The 19,044-nt window shown below is 57.7% G+C and carries 15 protein-coding genes; 9 read left to right on the forward strand and 6 right to left on the reverse strand.

The window, feature by feature from the left end:
- Window positions 1-110: 110 nt before the first annotated feature.
- Together HFP54_RS23475 and HFP54_RS23480 are read right to left on the reverse strand one after the other, a co-directional pair.
- Complete coding sequence (locus HFP54_RS23475) at window positions 111-1,094, reverse strand: hypothetical protein (RefSeq protein ID WP_206036363.1); 984 nt, start codon at window positions 1,092-1,094, stop codon at window positions 111-113.
- Window positions 1,095-1,894: 800 nt separating this feature from the next.
- A complete protein-coding gene (locus HFP54_RS23480; RefSeq protein WP_168567020.1) occupies window positions 1,895-3,232 on the reverse strand; it encodes a hypothetical protein in 1,338 nt (445 codons plus the stop codon).
- A 504-nt stretch (window positions 3,233-3,736) separates the two neighbouring features.
- Between HFP54_RS23480 and xseB the strand changes: the two genes are divergently transcribed.
- From xseB to HFP54_RS23500, 4 genes are all read left to right on the forward strand, one after another.
- Complete coding sequence (gene xseB / locus HFP54_RS23485) at window positions 3,737-4,177, forward strand: exodeoxyribonuclease VII small subunit (protein ID WP_168567021.1); 441 nt, start codon at window positions 3,737-3,739, stop codon at window positions 4,175-4,177.
- A 95-nt stretch (window positions 4,178-4,272) separates the two neighbouring features.
- The gene (locus HFP54_RS23490) at window positions 4,273-5,310 is read left to right on the forward strand and encodes a polyprenyl synthetase family protein (RefSeq protein ID WP_315853966.1); all 1,038 of its coding nucleotides are present in this window, start codon (window positions 4,273-4,275) and stop codon (window positions 5,308-5,310) included.
- Between the two features lie 98 nt (window positions 5,311-5,408).
- Window positions 5,409-7,316 (forward strand): 1-deoxy-D-xylulose-5-phosphate synthase, encoded by a 1,908-nt coding sequence (dxs, locus tag HFP54_RS23495; protein ID WP_390658185.1) that lies wholly within the window; start codon window positions 5,409-5,411, stop codon window positions 7,314-7,316.
- An 8-nt stretch (window positions 7,317-7,324) separates the two neighbouring features.
- On the forward strand, window positions 7,325-8,200 hold the full coding sequence (locus HFP54_RS23500) for an NAD(+)/NADH kinase (protein WP_168567022.1): 876 nt from the start codon (window positions 7,325-7,327) through the stop codon (window positions 8,198-8,200).
- A 63-nt stretch (window positions 8,201-8,263) separates the two neighbouring features.
- Here the strand turns inward: HFP54_RS23500 and HFP54_RS23505 are convergent, their stop codons facing one another.
- On the reverse strand, window positions 8,264-9,652 hold the full coding sequence (locus HFP54_RS23505; RefSeq protein ID WP_235952259.1) for a sulfatase family protein: 1,389 nt from the start codon (window positions 9,650-9,652) through the stop codon (window positions 8,264-8,266).
- A gap of 338 nt (window positions 9,653-9,990) precedes the next feature.
- Between HFP54_RS23505 and HFP54_RS23510 the strand changes: the two genes are divergently transcribed.
- From HFP54_RS23510 to HFP54_RS23520, 3 genes are all read left to right on the forward strand, one after another.
- The gene (locus HFP54_RS23510) at window positions 9,991-10,887 is read left to right on the forward strand and encodes a PIN/TRAM domain-containing protein (RefSeq protein WP_390658187.1); all 897 of its coding nucleotides are present in this window, start codon (window positions 9,991-9,993) and stop codon (window positions 10,885-10,887) included.
- 182 nt (window positions 10,888-11,069) lie between these two features.
- Window positions 11,070-11,486: a bifunctional nuclease family protein gene (locus HFP54_RS23515; RefSeq protein WP_146413449.1), complete on the forward strand. Its 417-nt coding sequence runs from the start codon at window positions 11,070-11,072 to the stop codon at window positions 11,484-11,486.
- An 11-nt stretch (window positions 11,487-11,497) separates the two neighbouring features.
- Window positions 11,498-12,517, forward strand: a complete 1,020-nt coding sequence (locus tag HFP54_RS23520) for an SGNH/GDSL hydrolase family protein (protein WP_168567023.1) — start codon at window positions 11,498-11,500, stop codon at window positions 12,515-12,517.
- Window positions 12,518-12,554: 37 nt separating this feature from the next.
- Here the strand turns inward: HFP54_RS23520 and HFP54_RS23525 are convergent, their stop codons facing one another.
- Both HFP54_RS23525 and HFP54_RS23530 read right to left on the reverse strand, forming a co-directional pair.
- On the reverse strand, window positions 12,555-13,817 hold the full coding sequence (locus HFP54_RS23525) for a hypothetical protein (RefSeq protein WP_197137041.1): 1,263 nt from the start codon (window positions 13,815-13,817) through the stop codon (window positions 12,555-12,557).
- Between the two features lie 149 nt (window positions 13,818-13,966).
- Entirely contained in the window at window positions 13,967-14,230 is a 264-nt protein-coding gene (locus HFP54_RS23530; protein ID WP_197137039.1) for a hypothetical protein, read from the reverse strand.
- 563 nt (window positions 14,231-14,793) lie between these two features.
- Between HFP54_RS23530 and lacZ the strand changes: the two genes are divergently transcribed.
- Complete coding sequence (gene lacZ / locus HFP54_RS23535) at window positions 14,794-17,967, forward strand: beta-galactosidase, LacZ type (RefSeq protein WP_168567024.1); 3,174 nt, start codon at window positions 14,794-14,796, stop codon at window positions 17,965-17,967.
- 78 nt (window positions 17,968-18,045) lie between these two features.
- Here the strand turns inward: lacZ and HFP54_RS23540 are convergent, their stop codons facing one another.
- Window positions 18,046-18,525 carry a transposase gene (locus HFP54_RS23540; protein ID WP_168567025.1) on the reverse strand — a complete coding sequence of 160 codons (480 nt, stop codon included), beginning with the start codon at window positions 18,523-18,525 and terminating at the stop codon, window positions 18,046-18,048.
- A gap of 255 nt (window positions 18,526-18,780) precedes the next feature.
- Between HFP54_RS23540 and HFP54_RS25355 the strand changes: the two genes are divergently transcribed.
- Window positions 18,781-19,044, forward strand: a 264-nt coding sequence (locus HFP54_RS25355) for a hypothetical protein (protein WP_206036364.1), incomplete at its 3' end; no start/stop codon positions are given.

Raw genomic sequence — 19,044 nt, forward strand, 5'->3', positions numbered from 1 at the left:
CCTTTTGCTCTGCGAAAGTGGCGTCCGCAACAGGCCCTGCACCGAACGAGGGCCCAACGCAATTTCGGAAACGCGGCGGCCAGTACCCCCGCCAAAATAACCAACCCAATCTATGGAATCCGGTCCAACGTCAAAAGAACGACGGTATGAAAGGTCTGTTGATCGGCCGTTTGTTGCGTCAGCATCGCTTTGCCCAACGCTTGCGTGGTCCGAGTCGGCGCGACGATCAAAACGTCGCCTTCGCCCAGCCGAACATCCCATTGATTTTCGGCCAGCGACCAAGCATCGCGACGTTGTTCCATTCGAACCGCCGCCTTGCTGGGCGTGAACGAACGCTTCATCGGTCCGTGCTGAATCTCCGGCCGAAACGTCAGCCGAATTTGACCGGCCATCGATGTCGGATTCGCTTCCAAAGCAAACAAAGGTTGCGGCGCGTCCAGTGTTCGGCCGACCGTTTGGCCGTCGATGCGAGCCAGCACGGTTCGAGTCTTCGAGTCGGCCCGGCGTACCCACAATTCGGTTCGCTCGGCCCAACGCACGGGAAACGCGCCGCTTAGCCCCGAGACGTCCGTGGCGACTTCGGTTTGTTCCATAAAGTCGTTGATCAAGTCCGACGGCGGTGTCATTTCCGCCAACAACTGATCGACCTTTTGACGGTCTTTGACCAACCCCACGCGCAAGCCGTTGTCCAACAGTCGTCGGCGATCGCCCGCATCGACGACCGTTTCATCGACCCAGTTCCAAATCGTGTCCCAAGGATCGGGCTGGAACGAATCACCGGAGGGACGCGATTCCGATTCCTGGTCTGCCATGCCGTCGAGGGTCGCTTCCGCGGACAGTCTTTCAGCGGATTTGGCGATCGATTCAGGAGGTCGGATGGTGACGAATCGGCTGCTCATCACCAGTGCGTCGGTACGATGGTGCAGCGTTTGAACCGATTCCGCCTTGTGGGTGACCACAGGCTCCGTTTCGTTCTGACGCCAGTTGGCACATCCGGCCAGCGACAGCGCGGCCAACAACCCAGCGGCAGCCCCCTTCGCGTGGCGAAGGGGCCGAGATTTGCATTCCGGCGATGAATCAGTTCGGACCGCCAAGCGATTGATCTTTTCGGTGCGGGGCGCGAATCACAAACGGCAAACCAACCGGCCGGCGACGAAAATCGCTGCCTTGACCCTGGTTTTCAACCGGTGGTTAACTTTCTGTACACCCGCACGTCAAGATCTTTGTGGCCCGGGCCGCCGGGGCGGACCGAACGCTTCGGTGGCGCGGCCGGAGGAATGAAGCGGGCCGCTGCCAAAAACCTGCCGTTGACCGCGGGACAACGGCAGGATCACTTGTGAAATGCGTGATTTTTGCTAATCTTCCGTGCTGCTTTGAATCGAAACGGGCGACGCGGAAGGCGCCAAAAATCCGCGATCCGCCTGGCCCCGACTCTTTGGGGCAACCACCGCGATGCGATTTCGGGGTTCGCTTGCTGCACTGCGGCCGTTGGCGACCTCACACGCACCGTATTCTTTGGCTGAAACACTTCATTGTTCCGTGGCCGTATTTGGCGGCCAAGCAAACATCCATCACATTTCGGAGACTCGACTCGGTGGGAACCAAGAAATCAGGTAAAGGACGTCGTAAAGTCGGACGTAAGAAGCGCAGGATGCGAGCTAAGATTCGTCACCGCAAGAAATAGACGAATTTGGTGACGTCGGGGTTCGGTGCCGTTTCCATCGTCTGAAAATGCCCACCGATTATTGAAGATCCTCGACGACCATTGATTCCGAGCCGAATGAAGATGGGTCGCCTGACGCGGTGCGAAGGGCGGCCTTGTCGATGCGCGGACAACACTCGGTGGTCTACGCGGACGCCGATGCGGTCGGTCCGCGATTGCAGAAGCGGTCGCCTAGAGTCCCAGTTGGGCGGCCCAGCGGCGTTTCTTTCCTTCACCGCCGGCGTTGTTCTGTTCGCATTCACGACGTGCGTGCGCCAAACGTTCTTCCAATTCAGCGTTCTTCCGCTGTAACTCTTGGCGTTCGCGTGAAAGCTTGGCGCGTTCCAGAGAGGCTTCGATTTCGACTTTGCGGAATTTCTCTTCCCATTCCGCCTGCATGTCTTGCAGACGTTGACGTTCTTCCTGGATCAATTCATCCGCGTCAAACATCTGGGCGATCGATGCGGCACCCACCGTCATGCCGTCTTCGGCCGGGCCGCGTTGTTCCAACAGAACTCGCAATTCGCCCAATTCATCGTCGCGACGTTCGACTTGTTGCTGCAACGATTCCAAATGGTCGAACAAACGTGTGACCGTATCAGCGGGATCCAGGTCGTGGATTGATCCGGTATCGCCCGGTGTTGCCGCCTGTACCGCGATGACGCTACTGGATTCTTGTTTCTGCTTTAAGGTCGTCAGGAACGATTCGGCGTCGAATGAGTCCTCTTCCATTTGCCGATAGATCAATTCCTTGCGTTGTTCCCAGGTCAGCAGATCGGGCGATCCGCCGGATTGGGTGGCGTCGGATTCGATCGATTGTTGGACGTTGCTGCCAGCGACGCGGGACGCCAAGTCGGCGTTTTGTTCGGCCAGTTCATCGTTCTGCTTTTGCAGCGATTCGTTGGCTTCGGTCAGTTCATCGATCCGCGACTTCAGCGACTCCAAATCCGTGGCTTCGATGACGTGCGATTTAAGGTCGGCAAATTCCGCCAGCAATCGCTCGGTCAGTTCCGACGACATTGCCGGTGCAGGGACGCCTGCCTCCGGTGCAAGCGATGGTTGCGTCGCCCACGCCTGCTGGCGAACCGGATCCGCGGGCATGAACTGATCGATCGCAAACGCGGTTAGGGGGCTTTCGGGTGCCGGCGACGCGGGGGCCCATTGCGAGGGGACCGGGCGATAAGCGAGATCGGTTTCCTGGCCCGCCTGGTTTTCGACAAGGCTTGTCGAATCATCAAGGGTCGCCACATCATCGGTGACCACCGCCGCAGTCTGATCGGCTTGCGGTTCGGCGACCTCGTCGATAGTGGGTTCGATGTTCTGGTCCGTGCCTGGATCATCACCGTCGTGACCATCGGCCAAGGCGACCGCTTCTTCGATGGCGGCCACGACGTCTTCGATATCATCGGTGGTTCGAACGTCGTCCGCTTCGGCGTCACCGGCGGGGACATCGAACTGGTCCGCTGCGTCGTCTGGTTGGCACCCATGGGCGGCGACCGATTCGGGCAACGCGACGGACGGTGATTCCACCACGGGGTCATGCGCGGACGCGGGGTCTTGCCGGGACGCTGAGTCTTTCTTGCACGCGTCGGCTGCCGCAGGGTCGACCGGTGCGGCGTCAGGATTCTGCGAAGGCAGCGCCGTATCGGGGGCGCATGCGACCTTCGTTTCGGGCTTTCGCGAGTTGCGACGTCGGTTCCGTTTCCTTGTTTTTCGAGCCATTGTTGCGGTCAGCCATGAATCTCTTTGCCTGTGTCGAACGGTCCGAATGGAGCATCCGTCCACTGATTATCTAGGTCGTAAACCGCCTGGCGTCAAAGAATTCGTCGTACGAATCGAACCATGCCCGATCGATTCAATCATTCCGGTCGTGGCGAACGTGCGGTGTGGACGGGCCGTTGGGAAGAGGCGGGTGCGAACACGGGCCGATGCCGCGGCGATGGCCGGGACTGACAAAAATCTCGACGCGCGTTAGCCTGCCGGTCTCCGGCGACGTAACCCCGCCGGAAAGACTTTGGGAGACCCGAGACGCTGATGGCCAAGAAAAAATCGACACGCACCCGAACGTCCGCCGCAGCATCCGATCCGGCGGAATCGGACAACGACGCTCCGAAATTCGTGTTCGAAGAATCCGTCGAAAAGATTGAAACGGTGGTCGATCAGTTGGAAAGCGGCGATTTGGATTTGGGCGAATCGCTGAAGCAGTACGAACAGGCGGTCAAAGAACTGAAACGGTGCCACGACTATCTGAATCGTGCCGAACAGCAGGTCCGCTTGCTGGCCGGAATCGATGCCGACGGCCAGCCGATCACGACAGACTTTGACGACGCGAGCGGCGACGATCTGCTGCAAAAACAATCCGCACGTGGCAGCCGACGTGGGGCGAAGAAGCGGACCGCCGGTGGTGACGGGCCATCGGACGATGACGTGTCTGCGGATTCGGACGACGATGGTGGCGCCGGGCATCTGTTCTAGGTTGCAGCTTTCAGCCCCCGTTTGTCTGGGTGTTCGTCTGCCTACAATGAACCGTTTAGATATGAATGCGGCAGCCTGAAAGGATCCGGCCCCTCGTGACATCACGATCGTCATCAGTCTCATCTCAGCAAGCTTCCGGCGGGGCATCCGGCGACGGCGCGGCCGGCGGTGATGCATCGACCGGTGACGCGACGGGCATGGCCGATTTGGCGGCGCCCATCGAAGCGATGTTGTTGCGTGCTTTGGAATCCGACGTCGTCACCGGTGATGGATGCCCCGCAATCTTGGCCGATGCGATGCGTTACGCATTGATGGCCCCGGGCAAGCGTTTGCGACCGGCCTTGGTGTTGATGGCCGGGCAGGTGTGTGGGATCGACCCGCACAGTGAAGCGGCTTGGCGGCTGGCGCCGGCGGTCGCCGCGGTGGAGATGATTCACGCGTATTCGCTGATCCATGACGATTTGCCCGCGATGGACGATGACGATTTGCGTCGCGGCCGTCCGACGGTGCATCTGCAGTTCGACGAAGCGACCGCAATCCTGGCCGGCGACGCGTTGCTGACCGCTGCCTTCGCGACTCTGGCCGACGGCGTCCAAGACCCGGCTTTGGTCGGTCCGGCGGTCCGGCATCTGGGGATTGCGGCGGGCGCGACGGCCCTGGTGGGCGGCCAGTCCGATGATTTGCAGGCCGAGCGGGATCAGGCCGGCCAGAGCGACAACGATTGGACGTCGGACGAATCCGGTCGCACAGCGGCACTGGCCCATCTGGAAGCGATCCACCGCCGAAAGACGGGGGCGTTGATCGACGCATCGCTGGCTTTAGGGGGGATTTTGGCCGGTGCGGATGCTTTGACGCGGAAAAACCTGTCCAACTACGCTGTAGACCTTGGGCTGGCGTTCCAAGTTGTGGACGATCTACTGGACACAACTTCGACCGCCGACGCGATGGGCAAACAAGTCGGCAAGGATGCGGCGCGAGGAAAGTTGACGTATCCGGGCCTGTTGGGTGTCGAAGCATCGCGTGAAAAAGCGGTGCAGTTGACCGAATCGGCGGTGTCGCATGCCCGGTTGCTGGGTGACGGCGCGTGGCGGTTGATTAAATTGGCGGGGTATGTACTGGAGCGAACGCATTGACGGACAATAGCGAACAACCAACCGGACAACCGGTGTCAGGACGATCGGGCGTGTCGAAGAATCAAACTGAAAACGAAGCAACCGACAGGCAAGCGCCGGTGACATCGGCCGCACGACACCCGTTGCTGGCGGCACTGGGCGATTCACGCCCGCTGCGAGATTACTCGCACGAGAAGTTGGACGAAGTCGCGGCAGAGATCCGAGACGTTTTGTGCAATCTTTTGGCGACGCGAACGGCTCACTTCGCGTCCAACCTGGGCGTGGTCGAACTGTGTTTGGCCCTGCACGCGGAATACGACTTTCCGCGCGATCGTTTGATCTGGGACACCGGGCACCAGATTTATCCGCACAAGCTGATCACCGGCCGCTATCACGATTTTGCGTCGATCCGCACCGCCGGCGGCTTGATGGGTTATCCAAACCCGGCCGAAAGCGATTACGACTTGTTTATGACCGGTCACGCCGGTTCCAGCGTCAGCACGGCGGTGGGTCTGCGTAGCGGCGACTATGTTCAAAACGAACGCGATCGCAAAACCGTGGCCGTCATCGGCGACGGTGCATTCCCCAGCGGGATTGTTTTCGAAGCGTTGAACAACGCCGGCGAACTGGGCGACGATCTGACGATCGTGTTGAACGACAACAAGATGTCGATTTGTCCTCGCACCGGCGCGATGGCGAAGTACTTGGATCGCTTGCGAGGCAATCCGTTTTACACGGGTTTGAAAAGCGAAGTCGTTCGCTTGCTGGACCACGTTCCCATGTTCGGTGATCCGGCCGAACGCTTGCTGGCACAAATGAAGGAAGGCGTCAAAGCCGGACTGCTTGGTGGGATGTTGTTCGAAGAATTGGACATCCGGTACATCGGCCCGATCGACGGTCATGATATCCAGTTGCTGCGCAAGTATTTGCAACTGGTCCGCAACATGTCGGGACCGGTCTTGTTGCACGTCGTGACGGAGAAAGGTCACGGTTACAAACCGGCGGCCGAAGACCCGGTGTTCTTTCACACACCACCGGCATTCAAAGACACCGACGAAGGCCCGGTCACGTTGCCCAGTTCGGGGCTTCCCCCGTACACCAACCACGCCCGCGACGCAATTCTGCGTGCAATGCAAAACGATCATCGCGTGACGGTGATCACAGCGGCAATGTGCCAAGGCAACAAACTGGAACCCGTTCGCGAACAAGTCCCCGATCGTTTCTTCGATGTCGGAATTTGCGAATCCCACGCGGTTGCATTTGCGGCGGGGCAGGCAAAAACAGGTCTGCGTCCGATCGTGGACATCTACAGCACGTTCCTGCAGCGCAGCTATGACCAAGTCTTCCAGGAAGTCGCCCTGCAAGACTTGCCCGTGATTTTCATGATGGACCGCGCCGGTTTAACCGGTCCGGATGGTCCGACGCACCACGGTGTTTACGACATCGGTTACATGCGTCTGTTCCCCAACATGGTGTTGATGGCGCCAGGCTACGCGGCCGAATTGGAACTGATGCTTCAAAAGGCGTTGGAAATCGATCATCCCTCGGGCATCCGTTATCCGAAAGCGTCGGCACCGCAACTGGATCGTATTCCGGACGAAATCGTCATCGGGAAAAGCGAAGTCCTTCGCGATGGCGCCGATGGCACAATCGTGGCGTACGGTGCGATGTTGGAACACGCCTTGGCCGCCGCAGATCTGTTAAGCGGCGAATTGAACGTACGTGTCATCAACGCTCGTTTTGTCAAACCGATCGACGAAGCGATGATTGCGGATGTTGTGGGCGGCGACGGATTTGTCATCACGTTGGAGGAAGGCACGACGGTCGGCGGTTTCGGATCCGCGTTCTTGGAATCGGCCGCTCGCCAGCGTCTGGATACTCGTCGGGTCCGCACGCTTGCGCTACCCGATCAATTCGTCGGACACGGTGATCGTTCCCAATTGCTGGACGAAAGCCAATTGTCACCGCGAGGCATCGCCGACGTTTGCCGTGAAGAGGCGGGCATCTCCAACTCGGTTTCGACGTGAGCGCGGCGATGTCCACCGACGCTTGGCTGGACCGAATGCGAAGCCGTCCGGAAGTTGCCATTCTTGGCGCGCCGGATCGGGATTTGGTTCGCAAGGAATTGGAACGGATTCGGCCGGCGATCGCCGAACGTGCCGACATCGTGGTGGAGGACCTGGAGTTCGCGTATGACTTCGCGGACAAAGACCACGATTTGGTGATCGTTCTGGGCGGCGATGGTTCGATTTTGCAGTCCGCGCGTCAGATGGGCACCAATCAAATTCCCGTGCTGGGCATCAACTGTGGTCGCTTGGGTTTTCTGGCCGCGTTGTCGCCCGATGACTTCCTGGATACCTGGCCGCAGGTTTGTTGCGGCGGGTTCGAAGTCGTCGAACACTTGATGCTACAGATCACGCTGTTTCGTGGCGGCCAAGTCGCGGCGCAGCAACTGGCGTTGAACGAAGGAGCGATCTTGGGCGGCCCGCCCTATCGAATTTTGGATATCGATTTTTGGGCCGACGGTCATTTGGCAACGCGTTACCGCTGTGATGGATTGATCGTGGCGACACCAGTCGGATCGACGGCCCACAATCTGTCCGCCGGCGGTCCGATTCTGCGCCGCCACTTGCAGGCGATGGTGGTCAGCCCGATCAGCCCACATACATTGACGTACCGTCCGTTGGTGGAAACCGCCGATACGGTGATGGAATTTTCCGTCACCGACCCGACCGAATCCACCTCCATCGTCGTGGACGGTCGGCCGATGGACCGGCTGTATCCCGGCGACCGTGTCCGGATCTGTCGCGCGGATGTCAGTTTCCGCATGCTGTCGGTCCCCGGTCAAAACGACCATCGCACGCTGCGCGACAAACTGGGGTGGGGCGGCAGCGTGAATCCGGATCGTTAGCCATTGGCACCAGGACGAAGCACGGTGACATGTGTGAAAACCAGTCACCAGGTGCGTTTACACCTACTTCGTTTTCGGTGCCCACCACTGGTCCATCGATTTGCTGAGACTTTCGACCACATCCGGGCGCTCTGCAGCCAAGTCGTGGTTTTCATGCGGGTCGTCGGCCAAGTCATACAACTGCAGTGATTGGTCGTCCATCGATTCCGACGGATCGATCAGCTTCATCGAATCGCGGATGGTCCAGCGGTACTGCAGACTGGCTGCCGGGTCGGTTTGCGATCGAATGTCGTGGTCAAAGATTTCGCCGAACAATTGGTTTCTTCCGCTGATCGCCGCGGCATCCAAAAGGTTGATACCGGGCAGTTCAGCAGGGATGTCTTGTCCGGCCGCCGCCAACACGGTCGGGACCAAATCGATGGAACTGGCCATCCGGTCGCTTTCCATTTTGGGTTCGACGTGTCCCGGCCAACGGACCATGATCGGTGTGCGAATGCCGCCTTCGTTAGGGCTGCGTTTGCTGCGTGGCGCGTACCGGCTGGCGTCGCTTCGATTGATCCAACCGTTGTCACAGACATACAGAACAATCGTGTCATCGCTCAGCCCGCGTTGTTGAAGACTGTCCAGCACCGCACCACAGCTTTCGTCAAACCATTCGCACATCGCCCAATACTTGGCGATCGGCAATGACGGCGCGACGGGTTCGTACTTGTCCAACAGACGCTGGGGCGGCGTGTGGGGTGTGTGCGGCAAAAACGGCGCGTACCAGACGAAGAACGGTGCCTGATCATTGACACACTGGTCTAGGAATTCATCGATTTCCGCGATGCCTTGGCGGCCGATCTTCAAGCCCTTGTCGCCATGGCGTCCGTCGCGTGACATGTCACCGATCGTCATGCCGGCGTCAAATCCGCCTCGGCGAAAGTTACCTTCCCACCACTTTCCCGTTTGCAACGACCGATATCCCAGCGGTGCCAAGCGATCGGGCAGGGTGGTCATCGCATCGATGTGCCGCAAGTAATCGATCCGCGATTGCAAATAAGGTTGGGCCGTGTGGGGCGGACGGCGTTGCCCCTGGTCCATGCCCGCCCAAGGCGGATCGTTGCCGACGATGCCGTGTTGGTGGGGGTACAGCCCGCTGATCATCGTCGCCAGGGACGGGCGACACAGACTGGTGGGGACATATCCGCGTGTGAACGTCAACGACTGGGCAGCTAGTTCGTCCAACCGCGGCGTTTGGATGTGCTCATGCCCCATGAATCCGTAATCGGTCCAGGCCTGGTCGTCGCTGATGATCATCACCACGTTGGGACGGTCCGATCCGCCAGATGCCCCCGATCCAGATCCCGCAGAATCCTCAGCCTCCGCACGACCGGCCCAGCCATCGCTCAGGACGAACATTGCGATCAGAACAAACAAGATGCGAAAATGACGGAGATGCATGCTTTTCATGTCAGAGCGAACCGTTTGGCAGTTTTTTCAGTGGGCTGGACAAACCAATCCTGCTGGTTTGCGATAGTGTGGAAGGCGATCCGATCATCGGTCGCGGTTTTGGGCCGCGAACGTCGAAGTCGTGTGACAACACGCCGGCAGGCTTCGTTTTGATCACCACCGCCCGAGTCACCCGACCAGCTTAACCGTTTCGAATCCACCACGTATCGTCGATGGCACTGATTGTACTTCGCTGTCTGTTCATCGCTTGTGCCGGCGGCGTGTCCGCAGCGGTCATCGATGCGACAGTGCCGACCGGGGCGCCATCGTGGGTTCCCTACGCTTTGTTCACCACGGTCATGGCGGGGGCGTCGGCCGTCGTTTTGGGCGACATCTATATCCCTAAAAAGCGCATCGACACGATCACGGCGATCTATTTCGGCGTGTTGGTCGGCGTCTTGTTGACGTTCATCCTGTGGATCGCCATGGCGCCCATGCTGGAACAGATGGTCAACGGCCGCGCGTTCCAGCTGGTCGTTGGCTTGGTCCTGGTCTATGTGTGTACCAGTCTGTTGTTGCAGACCAAGGACGACTTTCGCTTTCTGATCCCGTATGTCGAATTTGTGCGCGAAGTCAAAGGCTTCAAGCCGCTGATCTTGGACACCAGCGTGGTCATTGACGGGCGGATCGCCGACTTGGTGGCCACCGGGATCTTTGACAACCAGTTGATCATGCCTCGATTCGCGTTGACCGAATTGCAGGCGATCGCCGACAGCAGTGACAAGCTTCGTCGCACCCGCGGCCGGCGCGGTCTGGATGTGCTGAATCGTTTGCGGGCCGATGAAACGGTCGATCTACAAATCTTTGATCGCGAACTGCCCGAGTTTGCCGGCCAGTCGGTGGACTTGAAACTGGTGCTGTTGGCCAAACACTTGGAAGGCAAAGTTGTCACGGGCGATTTCAACCTGAACAAGGTCGCCAAGCTGCAAGGCGTTCCGGTGATCAACCTGAACGAAATCAGCAATTCACTACGCCCGGTTTATCTTCCCGACGAAGTGTTTCGGATCCGCGTCATCAAGCCCGGCGAGGGCCCCGAACAGGGGATCGGTTACCTGGACGATGGCACCATGGTCGTCATCGAGGGTGGACGCAAACGGATCGGCCAAGAATTGCAGGTTCGTGTGACCAGCACCCTGCAAACCAACGCCGGAAAGATGATCTTCACCCGCTATGACGGCGACGCCAACCGCGGCTGATCATCCGCCACCGATGGCTGGCGCGATCGGAGACCGGCCGAATGTGAAGATTCATCGCTCGCCGGGCCCCGGTCCATCGACCAAACCTCACCCGCCGACGCCACCGCACGCTACGACGCACCACAGAATGCTACAATGCAGTTGCGTCATGATTCGAATCGTTTCAGGGAAGCCGAACGCCTATGCCCGTCGAAATGCAGCTCGCTCGGATCATCATTTCCGAGCTGACCGACAACCAAGTCATCTATCTGAAGGAAGTCAACGGCGAACGTGAGTTCCCGATTCTGATCGGTATCTTCGAAGCCACCAATATCGATCGCCGCGTTAAAGAAGACTATCAACCGCCGCGTCCGTTGACACACGATCTGATCGTCCGCATCGCCGAAGCGTTGGATGCAACGGTCGAAAGCGTGATCATCAGCGACCTGAACGATCACACCTATTTTGCCCAATTGCGATTGATCCGCAGCGACGGCGAAACCATCGATATTGATTCTCGCCCCAGCGACGCGATTGCGGTGGCCGTGACGTTCGACCCGCCGCTGCCCATTTATGTCAGCGAAACGGTTTTGGAAGAAGCCACATCAACGACCTCGTGAACTGCGTCGCCATGACACGTTTGCCGTCACGCCAGATCCGTCGCTCCGTTTGGATCACCCCTGCGATCGCCGGATGGTTGATCGCTTTGGCAACGGCGGTTTCGCCGTGCTTGGCACAAACGTCGACGGTCACAAAGGATGACCAGCCCACCACATCGATGTGGCAGATGGTGCGTGACGCTGACCGAATCGTCTTCCTCGGTGACAGCATCACCTTTGACGGTCGCTATGTGGCGGCCATCCAGCAATGGCTGCGCAACCAGCGCCCCGATGCGCCGCCAGTCGTGATCAACATGGGTTTGCCCAGTGAAACCGTTTCCGGCTTAAGCGAAGATGGTCACGCCGGCGGTCGATTCCCAAGACCGGATCTGCATTCACGATTGGATGACGTGCTGCGGGTCAGCCGTCCTGATTTGATCATTGCCTGCTACGGCATCAACTGTGGGATTTACCAACCGCTCAGCGACGAACGTTTTGCCGCGTTCCGCAGCGGCATTCAGCGTTTGCATGATGCTGCGGTCCAGCGTGACATTGCCATCATCCACGTGACACCGCCGTCGTTTGACGCCACACGGTTTCGACAACAAATCGACGGGGATTACCCGGCGGTGATGCGTGCCTATGCGGACTGGTTACTGTCGATGCGTTCCAGCGGATACGCCGTGATCGACTTGCACGGCCCAATGACCGATGCGTTACACAATCAAACGTCGGCTGCCTTGTCGGCGGAGCCTTTGCAACCCGACGGAGTGCATCCCAGTGATCGCGGTCACGCGGTGATGGCAACGATCATCATCAACGAGCTAGGGCAATCTCGGTCGTCCAAAGATGCCGCGAATGCTTCTGAGTTTGAACCGGTGGCGGCGCCCGAATACGTCAAAGCGATGCGCATATTACGTGACGCTTTCGTAACGGCCGCGGGCCATCAACGTCCCGGAATACCGCAAGGCTTGCCGATCGACGAAGCGGTCCGAGCAGCCGACCGAATCTTTGACCAGATCGAATCGAAACAACAGCCGACTCGACCCTAAGCCGGACCAAACGCAGCCACGTTCCGGCATCCACTTGCTAGATTTCTTCGTCCACAAAAATGATGTGGCGGAAATAGTGTTGCGATTCAAAACTGGCCCCCAAAGCACCGATCAACAAAGCCAGCGAAGCGCTGAACGCCGCCATCTGAGGTCGATGGATCCACGAAAGATCTTTGGTCGTTTCGATCGTTGAAGATGCCCAAGAGGCAATCAGGCCCGAGGGGAAAAGCAGTTGTGACAACACGGCACCGACCAAAAACAGCGTCAGCCAAGTCACCGTCATTCCCAACAAGACGATGGCGATCGCCAGCACGCTGGTGACCACCGTCTGCTCGCTTCGTCGTTTGCGTCGGCGAACCAACAATTGCTGTCGCGTCACCACAAAGATCGTGGTGGTCAAAACGGTCAACGCGACCAAACCCAAGATTCGCGGTGCACCTTGGGCCAATGCCAAGTCCCAGGATTCCGCGGTCATGAACAAAATCGCCAGCGCCGAAAACGAGGCGATCGTCAGCCGGCTTAAACGTTTGGGAAACTCCCACGGGCGAGCCGCCCAGATCGATCGATAAATCTGGGCGCGGTTGATCCATGCGGCACGAATGGCAAACGCCGGTGAACTCAATTGTTTACCGGCCCCTTCTTCCAAACGCTGGTCGGCGATCGATTCCAAGACTTCCCGCTGTCGCTCCACATCCTCCGGTTGCAACGCCGCCATCAAATCCAACGCCTGTGCATCGGGCGGGTGATACAGCAAATCGTTTGGGTGATCGCTTTTGGGCAATCCGGTCAAGTGCCCGATCGCGTGCAGCATCAAACGACTCAGGCGTCTGGCGATTCGCTCGATCCGTTCGACGTGATCAACATCAACGCCCAAGGCTTGCGGATCGATCAGTGACAACGAAATCACCGCAGCGTCCATGGATCGACTCAATGCCGCAAAGCAATACGGCGAATAGATCCCTTCCAATTCCGCAGAAGTCAGCACAAACGCGAAGTCCCAGTGCCGCGCGTCGCGTTCTTCCAGCGCCCGCTGCAACAACAAGGCCGGCTCAATCGATGTCGAATCACTCGTCGCACCGGCCGAAAGCTCCGGGCGTCGTATTTCGAAAAAATTGAATTCAAAACCGGGGAACATCTCCGTCAAACGAGCGTCCGCCTGTTCGACCGCCAGCTTGGCCGCGCGCGAATCGACAAAATCCAACGGGCCGGCAACGATCACACCGATCTCGATCAAATCCATCGACGCCTCCGACTCCACGGGCGTCTCCGGCGGGTCTGACAGGATCTCGGTGGAACTCAAAACGGCAAACTCCGTTCGGATGAATCGCGGCGCATCAATTGCCCGGCGTGTATGACGTCAACGTAAACTGGCTGCAGTGCACCTAGGATGCCAGAATCTGATTTTTCAGTGAAGACGACTGTTCAACGACGGGCGATCGCCGAAGCGGCTCAGGATCCTGGCCGCTGGTCCTGCAGCCAACGCCGCATGTCCTCATGAATCTGCGACGGCGAACGATCGTCGGACAACGGCGGCGAAGAGGCAATCGACAATTCCTTGGCGAGCATGCGTAATGCCATCGCATGCAGTTGCTTCAACAGATAATCCCGTTCGGCGATCGCTTGTCGCAAGTCGGCCTTGGTCGCGCGCGACTCCGGTGGATCGGGGGCGCCTTCGACCAAGAATCGCTCGATCCAATCGCGATCGGGATCCATAGCACGATGACACCGTCGGCAATACTCGACCATTCGAAAGAACCCACCCAGAACAAAACACTGCAACTGGAATAACCGACACGAACCCGCAGTCGCGATCGCTCGAAAATCACGCTGCGTTTCAGCCCAAGTTTAGCACGTCCCAGCAGTCTTCCACGTCTTCGGTTCTTCTTCCACAAAGGGCCACGCACAGACAGGATGTCCATCGTTTGCTTCACCTTGTGAACGAAGGACGAATCAATAAACCCTGCGACAGTTTTGCAGCTTGGTTGCCAGTCAACGCGGGGGCAATCGAATGACTATAAACTCAAGAAGACAATCTCATTGCCTGAATCGAAATGAATGACACCTTGGATGTGTTTCGCGCGGCCCGGATGGATCATCACCTGCCGATGGATGAATCCCCGGGCGGAAGATGTTAGATTCTTGGGAACCACCGCGGAACGAAATGCACGCGACTTTGGACAATGGATTCCCCATCCGATCCGATTGCGATGCGTTCAAGTTGCCGACGCCCGTTTCGAATTCGGGCCATCATGATCCCCACCCGAGAGTCCCTTGTCATGTCACGAATGTTTTGCGTTGCGTGCGTGCTGTGCTTTGCATCGACCGCAATCGCCCAGGTATTCCCTAACGACTGGGAAAACGAGCGAGTCATTGAAAAGGGCAAAATGCCCCCGCGCGTTACGTCCTACTCATTCGCGACCGCGGAAGATGCGTTGGCGGGCGATCGAGAAGAATCGCGAATGACGTCTTTAAACGGGGACTGGAAATTTAAATTCACGCCGAACGCCGAAGACCGCCCGGATGATTTCTTCGCATCTGATTTTGATGTGACGCAATGGGACACCCTGCCTGTCCCATCAAGCTGGGAGGTCAAAGGCTACGGCCAGCCGATCTACACCAATTCGGTCTACCCATTCAAACCCGACCCGCCGCGGATCGATCGGGAAAATCCCGTCGGGTCGTACGTTCGAGATTTCGAAGTCGACGAACAATGGACCGAGGATCGAATCATTCTGCACTTCGGCGGTGTGTCCTCGGCGTTCTATGTTTGGGTCAACGGGCAATTGGCAGGCTACAGCCAAGGCAGCCGCCTGCCCGCCGAGTTCGACGTGACGAAGCTGGTGAAGCCTGGGACGAACCGTCTGGCTGTCCAAGTGTTTCGCTGGTCCGATGGATCGTACTTCGAAGACCAAGACATGTGGCGGCTCAGTGGTATTCATCGCGAAGTACTGCTTCTTCGCCAGCCAAGGACTGCGCTCAATGATTTCTTCGTTCGCACCGATCTTGATGACGACTTCCAAAATGCGAACCTTCGAATTCGACCGCGGATCCTGGCCGATCGGCTGGACGGATGGAAAGGCTGGACATTGTCCGCTCAGCTTCATGACTCCACTGGTAAAGCCGTCTTGGATTCGGAGCTGAAGATCGACGTCGACGCCATTGTGAACGAACGATACCCACAACGAGACAATGTGAAGTTTGGGCTGATGGAAACAAACGTCGACTCGCCTCGGAAGTGGTCGGCCGAGCAGCCCTACCTTTACACACTCGTCTTCCAATTGACCGACCCCGATGGACAACTGGCAGAGGCGAGAAGTTGCAAAGTCGGTTTCCGCAGGATTGATGTCAGTGAGAACGGCGAATTGTTGGTCAATGGAGTGGCTGTCAAGCTAATGGGCGTCAATCGTCACGATCATGATCACGTTCATGGCAAAGCCTTAACGCAAGCGGACATGCGAGAAGATGTTCGCCTGATGAAGCGATTCAATTTCAATTCCGTCCGAACATCCCATTACCCCAACGATCCCTACTTTTATGACATGTGCGACCAGTTCGGCATTTATGTCATGGACGAGGCGAATCTGGAGTCACATGGAATCAAGGGACAGTTGGTGAACGAACCGTCGTGGCATTTTGCCGTGAATGATCGTGTGATCCGCATGGTGGAACGAGACAAGAATCACCCCTCGGTCATTTCATGGTCGCTGGGAAACGAATCGGGATGCGGGCCCATTCACGCCGCGGCGGCTGGTTGGATCAAGGATTACGATCCGAGTCGTTTCATTCACTACGAAGGTGCCCAGGGGGACCCGAACAGCCCACAGTACAATCCAGCCGGTGGGTTTGAGTCACAACGTTGGGCTTTGCCGGCCAATCCCGATGACCCGGCCTATGTCGATTGCGTTAGCCGCATGTACCCCTCGGTCGATCAGTTGCGTGAACTTGCCGATGCAAAGCACATCCACCGTCCGATCGTGATGTGTGAATATGCCCACGCGATGGGAAATTCCCTGGGCAACATGAAAGAATACTGGGACTTGATCCGATCGAAACCCAACTTGATGGGAGGCTACATCTGGGACTGGATCGATCAAGGTTTGCAAACCACCAACGAAGCGGGTGACCGATATATTGCGTACGGCGGGGACTTCGGAGATCAGCCCAACAGCAACAACTTCTGCCTCAACGGTGTGCTCAACTCCGATCGGACGCCGACCCCGAAGACCCAGGAATGCAAATACATTTTCCAGCCGATCGCTTTCGAAGCAGTTGACCTGACCAAAGGAACGATCAACGTCATCAATCGCTTTCATTTCAACAATGCGGATGACTATGCCATCCGCTGGTCCATTTCCAAGGACGGACGGATGATCGAAGAAGCAGACTTTGGCACTATCGACCTCCCGGCAGGGCAAGCGAAACAAATCACGCTTCCCTATTCGATGCCAATCGCCGACAGTGACGCCGAGTACTGGCTGCGTGTCAGCTTCCACGAGACCAAAGACCGCTTGTGGTGTGATCAAGGCTATGAAATTGCCAAAGAGCAGTTTCAACTGCCAATGGAATCGCCGGCCTCCGACGATCCGCCGTCATCAGCGACGCTGGAGATTCGCGAACAAGCGGATCAATACACCTTTGTCGGGGAATCATTCACCGCACGAATCGACCGAACCTCCGGTGCATTGGTCAGTTACGAAATGGATGGGGTCCAGTGGATCCAGAGCCCGCTGCGAGCAAACTTCTGGCGTCCCCAAACGGACAACGACCGGGGAGGAGCAAAGACGCATGTTCGCCAAAAATACTGGAAGGAACTGGGCGACAAGCTGAAAACGCAGTCCGTTCGCTTGCACTCCTCCGAATCACACACCGCGCACGTCACTGTCATCCAGGTCCATGACCGGTTGCGACTACAGATCGACTATCGCATCTCCGGCGATGGTGCCATTGCGGTCACATTGGATTTGGACGCGGACGAAACGCTGCCCAACCTTCCTCGCTTCGGTGTCACCATGGGCATCTCCGAGGTCTTTTCCGCATCGCAGTACTTTGGAAAGGGCCCATGGGAAAACTACTGGGACCGCAACAGCGGTGCGGAAGTCGCACGGCATGCGCAGCCCACCGACGATCTGTATTTCGAATACGCCATGCCGCAAGAAAATGGCTATCGAACCGAAACGCGATGGTTGGAATTGTCCGGTAAAGGCCAAACCATTCGAATCGACGGCTTGAAGCCTTTTGGGTTTTCGATTTGGCCCTACTCATCCGAAAACATTGATGAAGCCCGACACACCTACGATCTAGTGGAGCAAGGCTTTTACACGCTGAACCTCGATGACCGACAAATGGGTGTGGGCGGAACCGACTCCTGGTCACCCAAGGCGATGCCGCTCGAAAAATATCGCATCCCCGCCGGGCATCGAGAGTGGTCATTCACCATTCGCCCCAAGTAACCTCACGCCATTCTCCGCAACCCATCCACAGCCCTGCTGCGTTTGAGCGACCAAGCGTAGATGGCGCGAACTTCGGCGCTAAGCTGCCGTGGCGCAACGTTTTCGGTCCGGATCACAGGGCTTTTGCATGAGCTTGTATTGTTTGGCGCGACGTTTCAATTCAATGGCTCCCTGACGCCCCGGTCGGTTTCCCGCACGAAGTTCTGTTAGTGTTTCGAGCAGGTGTTCTCCTTGCTTTTGGAAACGGCCGGCACCTAATCTTAGCGACGCGGCGAACTCATCCTGTGCTTGCATTGTACCGGTGAAGCTTAACCGCGTCGGCGAAAGGTCGAACTTCAATGTGGACACTATCATCGCCGCCCAGATCGGGGTGCCGCCAATCAAGTGCCAGGGAACTTCTTTGCGAACCATCGCAGGACTTTCGCAACGCAAGTGCTCCATCCTCATCGGTGTCTTCAAACTTCGGATGTGAAGTTCCACCGACCAGCGGCGACCATAGATCAGTAGGTCACGCTGTGCGTGACGGAGTCTACGTCGCCTAGCGCGGCCCGCGGTCAAAATTCCTGTGTCTTCAAACTTCGGATGTGAACTTCCATCAACCAGCGGCGACCATAGAACAGTAGGTCACGCTGTGCGTGACGGTGTCTACGCCGCCCGCGGTCGAAGAGTCCCTGTCATGCGGAGCATGACCTACAGGACTGGACTAAGTTCGTGCCAGCCACGTTTTTGACAAATGTCAAATCCGAAATTAGACTTTTTCGGATCTAATCATAGGCATACGAACGACAAAACTCGAATGAGACTTGTGAATTGATGAGAGTCCAACCTGCAGGTTATGTAGCCGTTCTAGCAATTCTCGTCTCTGGCACGTCGGCGGTTGAAGGTGGAATTGTCACCTGGATGGGTTCCTCGGGCGTGACACCAGATGCCGTCGGTTACTCACTTGTTGACAACTCGACTCCAGAAGATCCTGTATTCACCACACCAACACTCACGCTCCAGAGTGATAACGTTCTCGAGCAAATGTTCTACTCGATGAGTGGCACCCAGCTGAATATCCCGTCGCAGACGGTGGTC

The organism is Crateriforma spongiae, from assembly GCF_012290005.1.
Classification (GTDB): domain Bacteria; phylum Planctomycetota; class Planctomycetia; order Pirellulales; family Pirellulaceae; genus Crateriforma; species Crateriforma spongiae.

Coding starts and splice junctions, on each gene's coding strand:
- xseB (WP_168567021.1), top strand. CDS start 3,737: ATGGCCAAGAAAAAATCGACACGCACCCGAACGTCCGCCGCAGCATCC.
- lacZ (WP_168567024.1), top strand. CDS start 14,794: ATGTCACGAATGTTTTGCGTTGCGTGCGTGCTGTGCTTTGCATCGACC.
- HFP54_RS23530 (WP_197137039.1), bottom strand. CDS start 14,230: ATGGATCCCGATCGCGATTGGATCGAGCGATTCTTGGTCGAAGGCGCC.
- HFP54_RS23515 (WP_146413449.1), top strand. CDS start 11,070: ATGCCCGTCGAAATGCAGCTCGCTCGGATCATCATTTCCGAGCTGACC.
- HFP54_RS23505 (WP_235952259.1), bottom strand. CDS start 9,652: ATGAAAAGCATGCATCTCCGTCATTTTCGCATCTTGTTTGTTCTGATC.
- HFP54_RS23510 (WP_390658187.1), top strand. CDS start 9,991: ATGGCGGGGGCGTCGGCCGTCGTTTTGGGCGACATCTATATCCCTAAA.
- HFP54_RS23520 (WP_168567023.1), top strand. CDS start 11,498: ATGACACGTTTGCCGTCACGCCAGATCCGTCGCTCCGTTTGGATCACC.
- HFP54_RS23500 (WP_168567022.1), top strand. CDS start 7,325: ATGTCCACCGACGCTTGGCTGGACCGAATGCGAAGCCGTCCGGAAGTT.